The sequence below is a fragment of the Afipia sp. MLSD5-FHT05B12 genome (genome assembly GCF_058793355.1).
Window position 1 is genome coordinate 81900 of record NZ_JBXAFS010000012.1, and the last position, 14162, is coordinate 96061.

A 14162-nucleotide genomic window follows, 5' to 3' on the forward strand; every position below is an offset into this window, starting at 1 on the left:
ATGTACGTTGCTGTCAAGGGTGGTGAACGCGCCATTGAGAATGCACACCGGCTGCTTGCGCATGAGCGTCGCGGTGATCCGGCTATTCTTGATCTTTCGCTAGAGCAGATTTCCGGGCAGCTATCGCTGGCGGTCGATCGGGTGATGACCGAAGGCTCGCTTTACGATCGCGAACTTGCCGCGCTGGCGATCAAGCAGGCGCGGGGAGATATGATTGAGGCGATCTTCTTGCTGCGTGCTTTCCGCGCGACGCTACCGCGTTTTGGTGCGACCGAGCCGCTCGACACCGCGAACATGCAGGTGCGCCGCCGGATCTCGTCGACGTTCAAGGATGTGCCCGGTGGGCAGATCCTGGGGCCGACATTCGACTACACCCATCGGCTGCTTGATCCGTCCCTCACTGAAGGCGTGGCGATCGCGGAACCGGCACAGGGTGTTGTTGACGAGATGCCGATGCCGCGCGTGACCGATATTCTCGGCGCAGACGGCCTGATCGAGCCATCACCGGAAGCCGATGCCGATCAGCCAGTCGGAGATCTCACGCGGGAGCCGATGAGCTTCCCGGCGGATCGCGATCTGCGCCTGCAAAACCTTGCACGGGGCGACGAGGGCTTTCTGCTTGCGCTGGGCTATTCGACCCAGCGCGGCTTTGGCCGAACCCATCCGTTTGCGGGCGAGATTCGCTTTGGCGAGGTCGAGGTCGAGTTCGTTGCGGAAGACGCAGGCTTCGCGGTGCCGCTCGGGTCGATCACGCTGACAGAATGTCAGATGGTCAACCAGTTCAAGGGATCGGCGGTGCATGCGCCATGCTTCACGCGCGGTTATGGTCTGGCCTTCGGGCAGAGCGAACGCAAGACCATGTCCATGGCGCTGGTGGATCGCTCGTTGCGTGCGCGTGAGTTGGGTGAAGACGTGCATTCGCCTGCGCAGGATGAGGAGTTCGTGATGTCGCATTCCGACAATGTGCAGGCGACAGGTTTCGTCGAACACTTGAAGCTTCCTCACTATGTGGACTTCCAATCCGAACTCGGCCTGTTGCGGAAGTTGCGCAGGGAATTCGAGGCTGCCAAGGAGACCGGCGGGTCGCTCGCGGAGGCTGCCAAGGAGACCGGCGGGTCGCTCGCGGAGGCTGCCGAATGAACGCGCCCGTTTATAACTTCGCCTACCTCGACGAGCAGACCAAGCGGATGATCCGCCGCGCTATCCTCAAGGCCATCGCCATTCCGGGCTATCAGGTGCCATTTGCCAGCCGCGAGATGCCGATGCCATACGGCTGGGGCACCGGTGGCGTGCAGGTAACGGCGGCCATCCTGGGACGCCAAGATACCTTGAAGGTAATCGACCAGGGTTCCGACGACACAACCAATGCGATCTCGATCCGCAAGTTCTTCGAGAAGACCGCGAACGTGAAGACCACGACGGTGACGTCGGACGCGTCTGTAATCCAGACACGGCATCGCATTCCGGAGACCGTACTGAATGACAATCAGATACTGGTTTATCAGGTGCCGATCCCGGAGCCGTTGCGGTTCCTTGAACCGCGCGAGACCGAGACGAGGCGCATGCATGCGTTGGGTGAATACGGCTTGATGCACGTCAAGCTGTATGAAGACATCGCGCGCCACGGCCACATTGCAACGACCTATGCTTACCCGGTGAAGGTGAATGAACGTTACGTGATGGATCCGTCGCCGACGCCGAAGTTCGATAATCCGAAAATGGATGACTGCGCGGCCTTGCAGTTGTTCGGTGCGGGGCGCGAGAAGCGCATCTATGCGATCCCGCCGCATACCAAGGTTACATCGCTCGATTTCGAAGATCACCCGTTCGAAACCTACCGCTTCGACGCGCCTTGCGCGCTGTGCGGATCTAAAACCTCTTATCTCGATGAAGTTGTAGTCGATGACAAAGGCGGCCGGATGTTCGTGTGTTCCGATACGGACTATTGTGAAATGCGCCGCGAGGACAGCCAACATGGCCCCGGCTTCGGCGCCGATCATCGGGTGACGTGATGCGCGACGACGATCAGCCGCTGCTTGTCTGTGAGGGCTTGAGCAAGTCCTACGGCCGGCAGCTTGCCTGCAAGGATGTCTCGTTCCAGCTCTATTCGGGTGAGGTGCTGGCGATTGTCGGCGAGTCTGGTTCGGGTAAATCAACGCTGTTGCAGATGCTTTCGACGCAGCTTCAGCCGAGCAGGGGTAGCGTGTCGTATCGCATGCGCGATGGCATTACCCGCGATCTTGTGACTCTGGGTGAGGCGGAGCGGCGGTTTTTGTTTCGCACCGACTGGGGTTACGTGCATCAGGATCCGGCCATGGGCCTGCGCATGGCTGTATCGGCGGGCGCCAATGTCGGCGAACGGCTGATGGCGGTCAGTTGGGGGCATTATGGCAAAATTCGTGAAACATCTTCGTCATGGCTGAAGCGTGTCGAGATTTCCACCGATCGGATGGATGACGCTCCGAAGACTTATTCCGGTGGCATGCGGCAACGGCTGCAAATCGCCCGCAACCTTGTCACCGAGCCGCGTCTGGTCTTCATGGATGAGCCGACCGGAGGGCTCGATGTTTCTGTTCAGGCGCGGTTACTCGACCTCGTCCGCGGGCTGGTGAATCAACTTGGGCTCGCTGTCATCATCGTGACGCATGATCTCGCGGTGGCCCGGCTGCTGTCACATCGGGTCATGGTGATGAAGGGCGGTGAGGTAATCGAGACGGGCCTGACTGACCAGGTGCTTGACGATCCGCGTGAGCCTTATACGCAGCTCCTTGTTTCCTCTATCCTGCCGGCATGAGGGTCCTATGTCTCCGATGATCGACATCTCCAATGCGAGCAAGACGTTCACGATGCATCTGCAGGACGGTGTCCGGCTTCCCGTCGTGTCAGGCGTGTCGATCCAGGTCAATTCGGGAGAATGCGTGGTGCTGTCCGGCCCGTCGGGTGCAGGAAAGTCGTCTCTCCTGAAAATGATCTTCGGCAACTACCGCTGCGACCGCGGCCGTATCTCGGTGCGTCACAACGAAGCAATGATCGATGTCGCTACGGCGGAGCCGCGAGATATCCTGCGGATCCGCCGGCAGACCATCGGCTATGTCAGCCAGTTCCTGCGCGCGGTTCCCCGGGTTGCTACGCTCGATGTTGTGGCCGAGCCACTTATCGCGAATGGTTTTGGGCGTGAGGGCGCCCGCGCGCAGGCAGGAGCATTGCTGCGCCGTCTCAACATCGCGGAACGGCTCTGGACGTTGCCACCGTCGACCTTCTCCGGGGGCGAACAGCAGCGCGTCAATATCGCGCGTGGCTTTATATCCGAGATGCCGATCCTGTTGCTCGATGAGCCGACCGCATCGCTCGACGGTGTCAATCGAAAGATTGTCGTTGATCTGGTTGCCGAAAAGAAAAAGCGCGGCGTGGCGATGGTAGCCATCGTTCACGACGATGAGGTTCGTCATTCGATTGCCGATCGTATCGTCGACGTCACATCGTTCGCTGCGGTAGCGTAAGAGGAAAAGAATGGTCTCCGAACGGAATGAAGGCATCTTTGGCAACGCGCGCGTGGTCCTGAAGAACCGCGTCATTGAACGAGGCTGGGTTGCAATTATTGATGGCGCGATTGTCGAGGTTGGCGAGGGTGACGCGCCGGAGCGCGGCGAGGATATGGGCGGCGATCTTCTGATGCCGGGGCTGATCGAACTGCATACCGATCACCTGGAGGCCCACTATGTGCCGCGGCCAAAGGTGTTCTGGGATCCGGTTGCGGCAGTGGTATCTTACGACGGGCAACTCTCCACCAGTGGCATCACCACAGTGCTGGATTCCTTGCGCGTGTGGCGTGAGGAAGGCGCGGAGGACGTGGACGGTCAGGCGGGTATTCTGGCCGAGGCCATTTCCTCGGCGCGCGATGCGAAACTGCTGCGCGCGGAGCATTTCCTGCATCTGCGCTGTGAAATTCCGATGCCAAGCGTTGTCGAGGAGGCGAAGGAACTGGTCGGCCGGCCGGATGTGCGGCTGATGTCGTTGATGGACCACACGCCGGGCCAGCGCCAATTTCGCGATGAGGGCAAGCTGCGTGATTATTATCGCGGCAAGAGCGGCGGCCTGACGGATGCAGAACTCGATGTAATGTTCGAGCGACGTTTCGTCTATCAAAAGACCTACGGTGAGATCAACATGCGCGCCATCGTCGCGCTCGCGCAGAGCTACGGGATTCCGCTCGCCAGCCACGACGACACGACTGAGGAGAATGTCACTGACGCGATCCGCGATCGTGTCTCCGTGGCCGAATTTCCGACCACGATGGAAGCGGCGCGGAGGCTTCATCAGGCAGGTATCGCCGTTCTGATGGGCGCGCCGAACGTTGTACGCGGCGGTTCGCATTCCGGCAACATTGCGGCGGTCGACCTTGCCCGCGAGGGACTGCTCGACATCATGTCGTCTGACTATATTCCCTCGAGCCTGTTGATGGCGGCGATGCAATTGCCGAAGCATGTGCCGGCGATCGATCTGGCGGCAGCGGTGAGAACAGTCACCAAAACGGCCGCGGAAGCTGTTGGTCTCAGCGACCGGGGTGAAATTGTTGCCGGCAAGCGTGCCGATCTGATCCGCGTGCATCTTGCACAAGATCTGCCGGTGGTGCGTAGCGTATGGCGCGAAGGGTATCGCGTAGCATGACCGATACGGCGACACTCCCCGCGCCAAGCACGGATTTGATCGAGCCGGGCCGATTAATTTTGGTTGTCGGCCCCAGCGGCGCGGGCAAGGATACGCTCATCGGGTTGGCGCAGGCAGCTTGTGCGGGCGACACCGCCGTCGTCTTTCCGCAACGAATTGTGACGCGAGAGGCTTCGTCCTTCGAAAACAACGAAGCGGTCAGCCCGATACGGTTCGGGCAGATGCTCGCGCGCGGCGACTTCGCTTTCCAATGGGAGGCGCATGGCCTGCGCTACGGTGTGCCGCGCTCGATCATCGACGACATCCGGGCCGGACACACCGTTGTTGTAAATGTGTCTCGCACCATTATCGAGTTTGCGCGCAGATCATATGCCAACGTGACGGGGGTCTTGGTGACAGCTCCACCGGATATCCTCTCGCAACGTTTAGCCGCGCGGGCGCGCGCCACCGACGGTCAACTGGATGACAGGCTTCGGAGGGCCGTGATCGCCGCAGTGCCCGATGTCGTCATCAATAACATAGGCCGCGCGGAGGACCACGCGGCTGAGCTGTTGAAGGTTATCGGCCGTCCTTGAGATCGCATCGCGGTGGCCGCAGTGTCCGTTATGCCATTGTACTGGCATAACGCGGCAACTCCGCGGACTTGTCCGGTTTAAGAACACCCATCACGGCGCGTGCGTGTCCGAGGCTGATGACCGCGATGTCGCGGGTGGGCTGGCCGGCGCGTGGCTGCGCTTTCTCGACCAGCAACAGACCGCCTTCCTCGTAGATTTTAACGGTGCCGACGCCGGTCCAGAGTGTTTCGCGGGCATCATAAAAATCCTCAACACTCTCCGTTGTAAATGCGATCTGGTCGATGGCGAGTTTATAGCCGAGGCGTTCGAAACGGCTGACGATGTCTGCATCGGACATTTTGATGCGTACACGGGGCAAGCTCAACTTGGGTTTCCTCCCTACAGGGCAATGCAGGAGAGCTCCGTTGCTCGGTCCAGAAGGTGCATTGATCTGTGTGCTTGTGTGAAGAATCGCGCCGTTTACGGCGTCGTTGTTGGCCACAGGTTCGAGCTGACGGGTACCCAAGTAAAGCCCGTTGTTTGAAATTTGCCCGGCCTCGTGCGGTGGGATGGATAATGCTGCGCCGCAACATTCCATTGGTGCAATCAAAAACTTTTGGCGGAAGCTCCAGAAATTGGATGCCATCACCCAGAAAGTCCGTGTTAGCCTTGGAGTCGGCGGTGACGCAAAGTCCCGCCGGGAATGGGAAGGAGCCCAAGAAAATGGCCTGGAAGACTCCAAAGATTGTCGAAGTGCCAGTTGGTATGGAAATCAACATGTACGCCTGCGCGGCGCGGAAGTAAGCCGCGCCTCGTTATCAGTTCAGCAGCCAAGCTGCCTGGTTGCGTCAGGAGTTCTTCCGATAGGGAGCATTCCTGCGCGGCGTGGAGTTTTGTTGTGTCTGTGACATCGAATTTCGTGACTTGAAGTCAGGTCGCCATGAAATTCGGTCGGATTGAATCGAGCGCGGAGCTTCCTTTATGCGCGTCGTCGTTCTTGGGGCTGCGGCGGGCGGTGGTGTTCCTCAATGGAATTGTAGTTGCGAGATCTGCCGCGCGGCCCGCGGTTCGCGGCCTGAATTGCAGGCAAGCCAAGCCTCGATTGCAATAAGCGCCGACGGGGAACACTGGTTTCTGGTCAATGCCTCGCCCGATCTGCGCCAGCAGTTGATTGCGACACCGCAGCTTCACCCCAAGACGGGTCACTTGCGCCACAGCCCGATTGCCGGCGTTATTCTGACCAACGGCGAGGTGGATGCTGTCGCCGGACTTTTGTCGCTCCGCGAGGGCTGGCCGTTCACGATCTATGCCCATCAACGTGTCCTTTCCATTCTCAAGTCGAACAGCATCTTCAACGTGCTCGACGAGGAGCGAGTGCGGCGTCAGCCGATCGAGTTCGATGCGGCGTTTGAACTGAAGCTTCCCGACGGCTCCCCGTCCGGACTCGAAGTTGTGCCATTTGCTGTTCCGGGAAAGCGGGCCTGGTATCTTGAAATCGCTCTACATCCCGATGACGACGACGTCTCCGGTGACACGCTTGGGTTGCGGATCGCCGACAAGAGAAGCGGAGAGTATTTCTATTTTATCGCGGCCTGCGCTGCGCTTACTCCCGATCTCAGGCCGCGACTTCAAGGCGCGCCGCTGATCTTTTTCGACGGCACACTCTGGCGCGACGATGAATTGATCGCAGCCGGATTGGGAGGGAAGACCGGCCAGCGGATGGGGCATATGGCGATGTCGGGTGATGACGGCGCAATCGCGGCGCTTGCGGACCTTGGCATCGCGCGCAAGATTTTCCTGCATATCAACAATTCGAATCCGGTTCTGCTGCCGGACTCCGCTGAGCGTAGAGCAGCGGAGAGCTCGGGATGGCAGATTCCTTCGGATGGAATGGAGATCACCATTTGATCGCGACAAGTGTGTTTGGACTGAAGGCAGGAACGCCGCTGGCGTCGGCGGAAGATCTTGAAGCGGCGTTGCGGCAGATTGGGGCAACGCGGTATCACAATCTGCATCCCTTTCACCGGCTGTTGCATGGTGGCAAGTTGAACAAGGGGCAGGTGCAGGCCTGGGCGCTCAATCGCTACTATTATCAGAGTTCCATTCCCATCAAGGATGCGGTGGTGATCTCGCGTTTCCGCGACCGCAACATCCGGCTCGAGTGGCGGCATCGCATTGAGGATCACGACGGCAATGTCGGCACGGAAGGTGGCATCGAACGCTGGCTGAAGCTGACTGAGGGCCTCGGGCTGGACAGCGCCTATGTGGAATCTGCGGAGGGGATTCTTCCGGCGACCCGTTTCGCAGTTGATGCCTATGTTCATTTCGTTCGCGACAAGACGCCGCTTGAAGCGATTGCATCGTCGCTGACAGAGCTGTTCGCGCCGAATCTGCACGAAGAGCGAATTTCGGGAATGCTCGCACATTATGATTTCATCAATTCGAGCATCATGAGCTATTTCAGGCGGCGCATGGAACAGGCACCGCGAGACGCGAACTTCGCGCTCGATTTTGTCAAGCGCCATGCCGCGACCCCGCAAGAGCGGGAGGCGGTCTGCAATGCGCTGATCTTCAAGACCAACGTGCTGTGGGTCCAGCTCGACGCACTTTATCATGCGTATGTCGATGGCCACGTGCCGCCGGGCGCTTTTGTGCCGGAGCAGGGCTGATGGCATTGCGAGGCCGCCGGATCGACATAACTGAAGGGAGCCAGCCTGTACTCGCCCGGCACGCCAAGCTGAAGTTCGACGAGGCCCGGCAGGTCTGGGTCATTCTGGTGCCGGAGCGCGTGCTCGCGCCGGACGAGATTGCGGTCGAAATCCTGCAACTTTGCGATGGTGCCCGCAACGTCGGTCAGATCATTGATGTACTCGCTGCGAAGTATACCGCCGATCGTGGTATGATTGGTACTGATGTCATCGCCATGTTGCGGGACCTCGCCGAGAAGGGGTTCCTTGCGGAGGCACAGGACACGCGATCATGAGTTCAACGCTCATCGATGCCTCTCCCGTTCACGCCGATCCGGCGGATGGATTGGCGGTGCTGGAACAGCGCAAGTCGCAGGCGGAGACGTTCGGCATTCCCTTGGCGGTTCTGGCGGAGCTGACGCATCGCTGCCCATTGCAGTGCCCGTATTGCTCGAATCCAGTGGAACTGGAGCGCGGGAGCGCGGAACTCTCCACCGACGAGTGGAAACGCGTGCTGAGTGAACTCGCAGCCATTGGCGTGCTGCAGATTCATTTTTCCGGCGGCGAGCCGACGGCCCGGAAAGATCTGGTTGAACTCGTCCAGCATGCGACCGATGTCGGCCTGTATACAAACCTCATCACCTCCGCCGTATTGTTGACGAAAGACAAGCTAACGGCCCTGGCCGATGCCGGGCTTTGCCACGTGCAGATCAGTTTCCAGGGCAGCGAGCGGGACGTCGCCGACCGCGTTGCGGGATTGAAGGACGCGCACGCGAAGAAGATCGAGGCTGCGGGCTGGACGCGCGAACTCGGCCTACCGCTGACGGTGAACGCGGTGATGCATCGCCAAAATCTGTTTCAGCTTGCCGATATTATCCAGATGGCGGTCGATCTCGATGCGGATCGGCTTGAAGTCGCCAATGTGCAGTATTACGGCTGGGCACTGAAGAACCGCGCTGCACTGATGCCGACGATTGAACAGATCGACGAGACCTCCCGGATTGTAGAGGAGGCCGAGGTGCGGCTGAGGGGTATTCTCGCTATCGACTACGTCGTGCCGGATTACTACGCATTGCGTCCAAAGAAATGCATGGGCGGATGGGGGAGGCAGTTCTTCAATATCTCGCCCTCGGGCAAGATACTGCCGTGCCACGCGGCGGAAACGATTACCGGCCTCGCGTTTGAATCGGTGCGCGAGCATTCCATCGCCTGGATCTGGCAAAACTCAGAAGCGTTCAATCGCTATCGCGGTACTAGCTGGATGCCGGAACCTTGCCAGAGTTGCGACTACAGGGAGATTGATTACGGCGGCTGCCGTTGTCAGGCATTTGCGCTGACAGGCAATGCCGGCAACACCGATCCGGCCTGCGCGCTATCACCGGCACACGAGCAGATATTCAAAACCGCGATGACGGAGGCGGCCGGTGACAAGCGTCGCTTTATCTATCGAAATTTTGCCGGCGGCACACGCGAGGCTGATCCAAATGGGCCCTGACGCCGCCGATATTGCGCCGCCCAAAAAAGCCGACAGATTTGCGCCACTGACCATGCAGCATCTCGCGGTGGGCGAGGGTCACGAGCTTTATGTGGAGACAATTGGCAACGTTGACGGCATCCCGGCGGTCTATCTGCATGGCGGCCCCGGCAGCGGCTGTCAGCCCGATCATCGCCGATTGTTCGACCCACTGCGGTTTCATGCGGTGCTGTTCGATCAGCGCGGGGCGGGGAGGAGCCGCCCCAAGGGGGTACGTGAGGCCAATACGCTGTCGCATCTGATTGCTGATATGGAGCTTATTCGCGAGACGCTCGGCATTGAGCGATGGCTGGTTGTCGGCGGATCGTGGGGTGCGACATTGGCCCTTGCCTACGCGCAGGCGCATCCGTCCCGTGTCAGCGGCATTGTGCTACGCGCGACTTTTCTGGGCACCCGTGATGAACTGGAATGGACATTCATCGGCGGCTTGCGGCGTTTCTACCCTGACCTGAACGATGATTTTCTCAGCCTGCTGCCCCCGGACGAACGCGAGCAGCCGCTCGACGCCTACTGGCGACGCATTCTCGACCCCGATCCGGCCGTCCATGGACCGGCGTCTCGCGCCTGGCACGACACCGAGCGCATTCTGTCGGAACACAAGCCTTCGAAAACACGGCTTGATCTTGCCGCAGTAGCGAATGATGCGCGTGGTCTCCCATCGTCACCGTTTATGGAAGCGCATTATTTCCAGAACGACTGCTTCATGAAACCCGGACAGCTTTTGGAAAATGCTGAACGCCTGAAGGGCATTCCGGGAATTGTCGTGCAAGGCCGCTACGATCTCCTGTGCCCGCCGTCGACGGCCCATGCACTGCTTGCGACATGGTCCGATGCAAGATTGCGAATGGTGGAGACCGCGGGACACTCGCTGTACGATCCCGGCGTGAAAGATGCTGTGGTTGCTGCCATCAAAGAGCTGTCACGCGTATAAAATTCCGGCGTGCGATGGACGCCCGTCGCAGGAATCTCAATTCGGCAACGTGACATCAACGGTTAACCCGGAATACCAGGCGGCCAGGTCCGCGATGTCAGCGTCCGACAGCGGCTTTGCCACGACATTCATGTTTTCTTCCATGCGTTCTTCCGAGCGGAAAGCCTTGAGCTGTTTTTCCAGATACATCGCGGGTGAGCCCGCGATGTTGGGCGCGATCGGAATTTTCGAGAGGCCGTCGATGCCGTGACACGCCGAACACATCTGGGCCTTCTTGCGCCCGGCCTTTGCGTCACCCGCGGCCTGTGCGGCGCTGCCCACGCCGTTCATCGTCAGCAGAACCAGCAGGCCGGTTAAGTATCGTGCGACGCGTTTGTTTTGCTCTGATTGCATCAATTGCTTTTCTTGCTGCTCTGGTCACGGTCTGCCGTGAACCGGGAGTTCCGGTTTACGGCAGATGGCTGGCGAACGCCGGCTTATTTGCCGTCGTAGGTGATGCGATAGAGCGCACCGGCGAGATCGTCGGACACCAGCATGGATCCATCACGCAAGATTGCGATGTCGACCGGACGTCCGGTGTATTCGCCGTCCGGCGTCAGCCAGCCGGAGGCAAAGACCTCCGTCTTGTCGGCGCTACCGTCTGGTTTGAGCGAGGTGAACATCACGCGCGCGCCGACGGGTTCGGTGCGGTTCCACGATCCGTGCTGGGCCGAGAAGATGCCGCCGCGATATTTGGCCGGGAACGACTTGCCGTTATAGAACGTCATGCCGAGGTCGGCTGCGTGAGCGTCCATCTCCACTTCGGGATAGACCACGTTAGCCGGCGGCGTATCGGCCTTGTATTCGACGGTGCGAACCTTGCCGCCGCCAAAATAGGGAAAGCCGAAGTTCTGCCCGGACTGAGTGATACGGTTCAACTCGCCCGGAGGAATGTTGTCACCCATTCCGTCGACCTGATTATCCGTGAACCAGAGCTGGTTGTTCTTCGGATTGAAGTCCATGCCGACCGAGTTACGGACGCCGCCAGCATAAACCTCACGATTCTTGCCGTCCTGATCCATCCGGATGATGCCGCCGATACCATGCTTGGCAAAGCCATCGAGCTTGTTCTTTGCGGGCACGTTGAATGGCTGCCCGAGCGCAATATAGAGCTTGTTGTCCGCGCCGACGCGGCAAACCCGTGAGGTGTGATTGAAGCTCTCATCTTCCTTGGGGATCAGCTCGCCTTGCGGAACCACGACAGCCACTGCGATATCGGGGCTTTCATAGAAGAACTCTGCGGCGGGGAAATTAAGAACGCGATTCTGCTCGGCAATGAAAAGGAAGCCGTCCTTTGAGAAGCAGACACCATTTGGAATAGTGAAATTGACCGACGGCGCGAATTCCTTGACCTCTTCCGCGAATCCCGCCTTGCCGCGATCGGTGACGGCATAAACCTTGCTCTTGCGCGTGCCGACGAAGGTTACGACGCCTTGCGGGCCGACGGCGATGTGCCGTGCATCGGGAACCAGAGCATAAAGGCTGATCTTGAAGCCGGGTGGCAGCTTGATCTTGGCAAGATTGTTCTTGATCGCATCGACTTTGCGGCCTGTCTGCGGCACGGCCGGAGTTTCCGTGACACCCGTTTTCTGAAAGTTGCCCAGCTTGTCGAGGTTATTGTTCTGTGACTGAGCCGAAGCTGCAATCGCTGAAGCGCAAAGGAACGCCGCGGCAGTGGCGACTGAATTCAGAGCATGGTGTTTGAAAGCGTAAAACATGATTCTATCCTCCCGGTAGGGTGTCATTCTTGGCGTTTTACGCGGGGCAGCCTATCGCAGCGTCGGCGGGGCGCAAGCCGAGCGCGGCCGGAAATTTTTCTGGCGGCGCAGCATTACCAGATCGCATCGGGCGATTGTGATTTGAAGAGAGAGGAGACGATATAAACCGTAATCAAGCGCAACGAAGTGTTCTGCCACACTCGCCGGTGTTTAGAGATGTGGGTATTGCGACGTGGTGTTTGGTTGCTGACTTTATGCCGTCATTGCGACTGCGTTATGCGAGGGCGCGATTGGCGATGGTTGCGGTCACGATGTTGCGTCCGGCACTGAAACCTCAAAGATCGAAACCAGATCGGCGACCTGCTCGGGCGTTAGTGTGCGAGGGTTCATGCCGCGCAGCATCAGATAGAGCTTTGCGGTCTCCTCGAGTTCTTCCATGGCAAATACGGCAGCTTCCAGTGTGTCGCCAGCGACCACCGGTCCATGATTGGACAGCATTACGCAGGAATACTTGCCGGCAAGTCCCCGGATCGCGTCGGAGACGGCCGGGTCACCGGGGCGGTAATAGGGCAGCAGCGCCGTCGCGCCGCAGCGCATCACATAATAGGGAGTCAGCGGCGGCAGCGCCGCATGCGGATCGATATCGGGCAGCATCGATACGGCGACACAGTGAGCGCAATGCAGATGTACGACGGCGCGGGCGTTGTGCCGTGTCTCGTAGAGCGCAGCGTGCAGGGGGATTTCCTTGGTGGGCGCGTCGCCCGACAACAGACGTCCCGATCCGTTCAGACGCGAGATGCGGGCAGGATCCAGAAATCCGAGTGACGCGTTGGTCGGCGTCACCAGCCAGCCGCCGTCGTCGAGGCGGACACTGATGTTTCCTGACGATCCCGGGGTCAGGCCCCGCTCAAACAGCGAGCGCCCGAACTGGCAGATCTGATCGCGAAGCCGTGTTTCTGTCATTGTGCAGCCCTTCCGATCGCTTTCTCTCACGGTTTTGGGGATGGCTCAAACGCCATTTTGGACGCGACGCAGGGCCGTGCTACCAAGCAGTAACCGTTCGGCGCCAAATGTCTGAACAAGCAACAAACTGGGGAGAGGTATGACCGTTAAAATGGGACGTGTCGGAATCATCGGTCTCGGTTCGATGGGTTTGGGCATGGCGCTGTCGCTCAAGCGGGCCGGCTTCGATGTCGCGGGCTGCGACGTTGCGCCGGGAGTGGTTGCGCGTCTCGTCGCGGAGGGCGGCCGGGGGGTAACGTCGCCAGCGGAAGCCGCGCAAGATGCCGATGTGGTCGTCAGTGTCGTCGTGAATGCTGCGCAGACCGAGGCAATCCTGTTCGGCGCGAAGGGTGTCGCGGAAACCCTGCCGGAAGGCGCGGTCTTTGTATCGTCTGCGACAATGGACCCGGATGTCGCGCGGCGCCTGGCGAAACAGCTCGAAGCAACCGGACGGCACTATCTCGACGCGCCGATCAGTGGCGGTGCGCAGCGCGCCGCGCAAGGAGAATTGACGATCCTTGCTTCCGGCAGCAAGGCCGCGTTCGCAAAAGCGAGGACCGCACTGGATGCAATGTCCGCGAAACTCTACGAGCTCGGAGATGAGCCGGGGCAGGGCGCGGCATTCAAGATGATCAATCAGCTTTTGGCGGGTGTGCATATCGCTGCGGCCAGCGAGGCGATGGCTTTTGCTGCGAAGCAGGGTCTCGACCTCGCCAAGGTCTACGAGGTCATCACGGCATCCGCCGGTAATTCTTGGATGTTCGAGAACCGCATGCAGCACGTGCTGGACGGTGACTACGCGCCGCGCAGTGCCGTCGATATCTTCGTCAAGGATCTTGGCATCATCCAGGACATGGCGCGAACCGAGAAATTCCCGGTGCCGGTCTCGGCGGCTGCGTTGCAGATGTTTCTGATGACATCAGCGGCGGGCATGGGCCGCGATGATGACGCATCGGTGGCGCGGATGTACGCGCGTGTAACTGGTACAAAATTGCCCGGCGAATAAAAGAAAAGTTGCAAACAACACGA

The 14162-nt window shown here is 59.6% G+C and carries 17 protein-coding genes; 13 read left to right on the forward strand and 4 right to left on the reverse strand.

The annotated features are described in order from the left end of the window. Genes AC1Q6J_RS16185 through phnN form a run of 6 tightly spaced genes read left to right on the forward strand, consistent with a single transcriptional unit; the run spans position 1 to position 5243 of the window. Positions 1-1140 carry a carbon-phosphorus lyase complex subunit gene (locus AC1Q6J_RS16185; protein WP_492280235.1) on the forward strand — a complete coding sequence of 380 codons (1140 nt, stop codon included), beginning with the start codon at positions 1-3 and terminating at the stop codon, positions 1138-1140. Beyond that, positions 1137-2012 carry an alpha-D-ribose 1-methylphosphonate 5-phosphate C-P-lyase PhnJ gene (locus AC1Q6J_RS16190; RefSeq protein ID WP_492280236.1) on the forward strand — a complete coding sequence of 292 codons (876 nt, stop codon included), beginning with the start codon at positions 1137-1139 and terminating at the stop codon, positions 2010-2012. Before AC1Q6J_RS16185 ends, AC1Q6J_RS16190 begins: the two co-directional genes overlap by 4 nt. Continuing rightward, on the forward strand, positions 2012-2794 hold the full coding sequence (gene phnK / locus AC1Q6J_RS16195) for a phosphonate C-P lyase system protein PhnK (RefSeq protein ID WP_492280237.1): 783 nt from the start codon (positions 2012-2014) through the stop codon (positions 2792-2794). The genes AC1Q6J_RS16190 and phnK overlap by 1 nt, the downstream gene beginning before the upstream one ends. A 7-nt stretch (positions 2795-2801) precedes the next feature. Next, complete coding sequence (phnL, locus tag AC1Q6J_RS16200) at positions 2802-3500, forward strand: phosphonate C-P lyase system protein PhnL (protein ID WP_492280238.1); 699 nt, start codon at positions 2802-2804, stop codon at positions 3498-3500. A 10-nt stretch (positions 3501-3510) separates the two neighbouring features. Then, positions 3511-4668 (forward strand): alpha-D-ribose 1-methylphosphonate 5-triphosphate diphosphatase, encoded by a 1158-nt coding sequence (locus tag AC1Q6J_RS16205; RefSeq protein WP_492280239.1) that lies wholly within the window; start codon positions 3511-3513, stop codon positions 4666-4668. Further along, a complete protein-coding gene (phnN, locus tag AC1Q6J_RS16210; RefSeq protein WP_492280240.1) occupies positions 4665-5243 on the forward strand; it encodes a phosphonate metabolism protein/1,5-bisphosphokinase (PRPP-forming) PhnN in 579 nt (192 codons plus the stop codon). The genes AC1Q6J_RS16205 and phnN overlap by 4 nt, the downstream gene beginning before the upstream one ends. Positions 5244-5271: 28 nt before the next feature. On the opposite strand, the gene AC1Q6J_RS16215 is transcribed toward phnN, so the two are convergent. Further along, positions 5272-5868 carry a hypothetical protein gene (locus AC1Q6J_RS16215; protein WP_492280285.1) on the reverse strand — a complete coding sequence of 199 codons (597 nt, stop codon included), beginning with the start codon at positions 5866-5868 and terminating at the stop codon, positions 5272-5274. A gap of 77 nt (positions 5869-5945) precedes the next feature. On the opposite strand from AC1Q6J_RS16215, the gene pqqA reads away from it, so the two are divergent. The 6 genes from pqqA to pip all read left to right on the forward strand — a co-directional run bounded on the left by pqqA (position 5946) and on the right by pip (position 10374). Further along, positions 5946-6026: a pyrroloquinoline quinone precursor peptide PqqA gene (gene pqqA, locus AC1Q6J_RS16220; RefSeq protein WP_009031067.1), complete on the forward strand. Its 81-nt coding sequence runs from the start codon at positions 5946-5948 to the stop codon at positions 6024-6026. Positions 6027-6203: 177 nt separating this feature from the next. Further along, on the forward strand, positions 6204-7130 hold the full coding sequence (gene pqqB, locus AC1Q6J_RS16225; protein WP_492280241.1) for a pyrroloquinoline quinone biosynthesis protein PqqB: 927 nt from the start codon (positions 6204-6206) through the stop codon (positions 7128-7130). Beyond that, the gene (pqqC, locus tag AC1Q6J_RS16230) at positions 7127-7891 is read left to right on the forward strand and encodes a pyrroloquinoline-quinone synthase PqqC (RefSeq protein ID WP_492280242.1); all 765 of its coding nucleotides are present in this window, start codon (positions 7127-7129) and stop codon (positions 7889-7891) included. The genes pqqB and pqqC overlap by 4 nt, the downstream gene beginning before the upstream one ends. Continuing rightward, positions 7891-8205: a pyrroloquinoline quinone biosynthesis peptide chaperone PqqD gene (pqqD, locus tag AC1Q6J_RS16235; RefSeq protein WP_492280243.1), complete on the forward strand. Its 315-nt coding sequence runs from the start codon at positions 7891-7893 to the stop codon at positions 8203-8205. The genes pqqC and pqqD overlap by 1 nt, the downstream gene beginning before the upstream one ends. Further along, the gene (gene pqqE / locus AC1Q6J_RS16240; protein WP_492280244.1) at positions 8202-9404 is read left to right on the forward strand and encodes a pyrroloquinoline quinone biosynthesis protein PqqE; all 1203 of its coding nucleotides are present in this window, start codon (positions 8202-8204) and stop codon (positions 9402-9404) included. Before pqqD ends, pqqE begins: the two co-directional genes overlap by 4 nt. Next, positions 9394-10374, forward strand: a complete 981-nt coding sequence (pip, locus tag AC1Q6J_RS16245) for a prolyl aminopeptidase (RefSeq protein ID WP_492280245.1) — start codon at positions 9394-9396, stop codon at positions 10372-10374. The genes pqqE and pip overlap by 11 nt, the downstream gene beginning before the upstream one ends. Before the next feature lie 36 nt (positions 10375-10410). Here pip and AC1Q6J_RS16250 read toward each other — a convergent pair whose 3' ends face one another. From AC1Q6J_RS16250 to otnC, 3 genes are all read right to left on the reverse strand, one after another. Further along, on the reverse strand, positions 10411-10767 hold the full coding sequence (locus AC1Q6J_RS16250) for a c-type cytochrome (RefSeq protein ID WP_492280246.1): 357 nt from the start codon (positions 10765-10767) through the stop codon (positions 10411-10413). Positions 10768-10850: 83 nt separating this feature from the next. Continuing rightward, a complete protein-coding gene (locus AC1Q6J_RS16255) occupies positions 10851-12131 on the reverse strand; it encodes a PQQ-dependent sugar dehydrogenase (RefSeq protein ID WP_492280247.1) in 1281 nt (426 codons plus the stop codon). Positions 12132-12437: 306 nt separating this feature from the next. Beyond that, entirely contained in the window at positions 12438-13094 is a 657-nt protein-coding gene (gene otnC, locus AC1Q6J_RS16260; protein ID WP_492280248.1) for a 3-oxo-tetronate 4-phosphate decarboxylase, read from the reverse strand. Between the two features lie 139 nt (positions 13095-13233). Here otnC and ltnD point away from each other — a divergent pair, with 139 nt between their 5' ends. Beyond that, entirely contained in the window at positions 13234-14139 is a 906-nt protein-coding gene (gene ltnD / locus AC1Q6J_RS16265) for an L-threonate dehydrogenase (protein ID WP_492280249.1), read from the forward strand. Positions 14140-14162 lie beyond the last annotated feature (23 nt).

What these genes read in the sequence shown, in the direction of transcription:
- AC1Q6J_RS16205 (WP_492280239.1), top strand. Translation starts at nt 3,511, where the DNA reads ATGGTCTCCGAACGGAATGAAGGCATCTTTGGCAACGCGCGCGTGGTC.
- phnL (WP_492280238.1), top strand. Translation starts at nt 2,802, where the DNA reads ATGTCTCCGATGATCGACATCTCCAATGCGAGCAAGACGTTCACGATG.
- phnK (WP_492280237.1), top strand. Translation starts at nt 2,012, where the DNA reads ATGCGCGACGACGATCAGCCGCTGCTTGTCTGTGAGGGCTTGAGCAAG.
- AC1Q6J_RS16215 (WP_492280285.1), bottom strand. Translation starts at nt 5,868, where the DNA reads ATGGCATCCAATTTCTGGAGCTTCCGCCAAAAGTTTTTGATTGCACCA.
- pip (WP_492280245.1), top strand. Translation starts at nt 9,394, where the DNA reads ATGGGCCCTGACGCCGCCGATATTGCGCCGCCCAAAAAAGCCGACAGA.
- pqqD (WP_492280243.1), top strand. Translation starts at nt 7,891, where the DNA reads ATGGCATTGCGAGGCCGCCGGATCGACATAACTGAAGGGAGCCAGCCT.
- AC1Q6J_RS16185 (WP_492280235.1), top strand. Translation starts at nt 1, where the DNA reads ATGTACGTTGCTGTCAAGGGTGGTGAACGCGCCATTGAGAATGCACAC.
- pqqB (WP_492280241.1), top strand. Translation starts at nt 6,204, where the DNA reads ATGCGCGTCGTCGTTCTTGGGGCTGCGGCGGGCGGTGGTGTTCCTCAA.
- pqqE (WP_492280244.1), top strand. Translation starts at nt 8,202, where the DNA reads ATGAGTTCAACGCTCATCGATGCCTCTCCCGTTCACGCCGATCCGGCG.
- AC1Q6J_RS16250 (WP_492280246.1), bottom strand. Translation starts at nt 10,767, where the DNA reads ATGCAATCAGAGCAAAACAAACGCGTCGCACGATACTTAACCGGCCTG.
- pqqA (WP_009031067.1), top strand. Translation starts at nt 5,946, where the DNA reads ATGGCCTGGAAGACTCCAAAGATTGTCGAAGTGCCAGTTGGTATGGAA.
- AC1Q6J_RS16190 (WP_492280236.1), top strand. Translation starts at nt 1,137, where the DNA reads ATGAACGCGCCCGTTTATAACTTCGCCTACCTCGACGAGCAGACCAAG.
- otnC (WP_492280248.1), bottom strand. Translation starts at nt 13,094, where the DNA reads ATGACAGAAACACGGCTTCGCGATCAGATCTGCCAGTTCGGGCGCTCG.
- phnN (WP_492280240.1), top strand. Translation starts at nt 4,665, where the DNA reads ATGACCGATACGGCGACACTCCCCGCGCCAAGCACGGATTTGATCGAG.
- AC1Q6J_RS16255 (WP_492280247.1), bottom strand. Translation starts at nt 12,131, where the DNA reads ATGTTTTACGCTTTCAAACACCATGCTCTGAATTCAGTCGCCACTGCC.
- ltnD (WP_492280249.1), top strand. Translation starts at nt 13,234, where the DNA reads ATGACCGTTAAAATGGGACGTGTCGGAATCATCGGTCTCGGTTCGATG.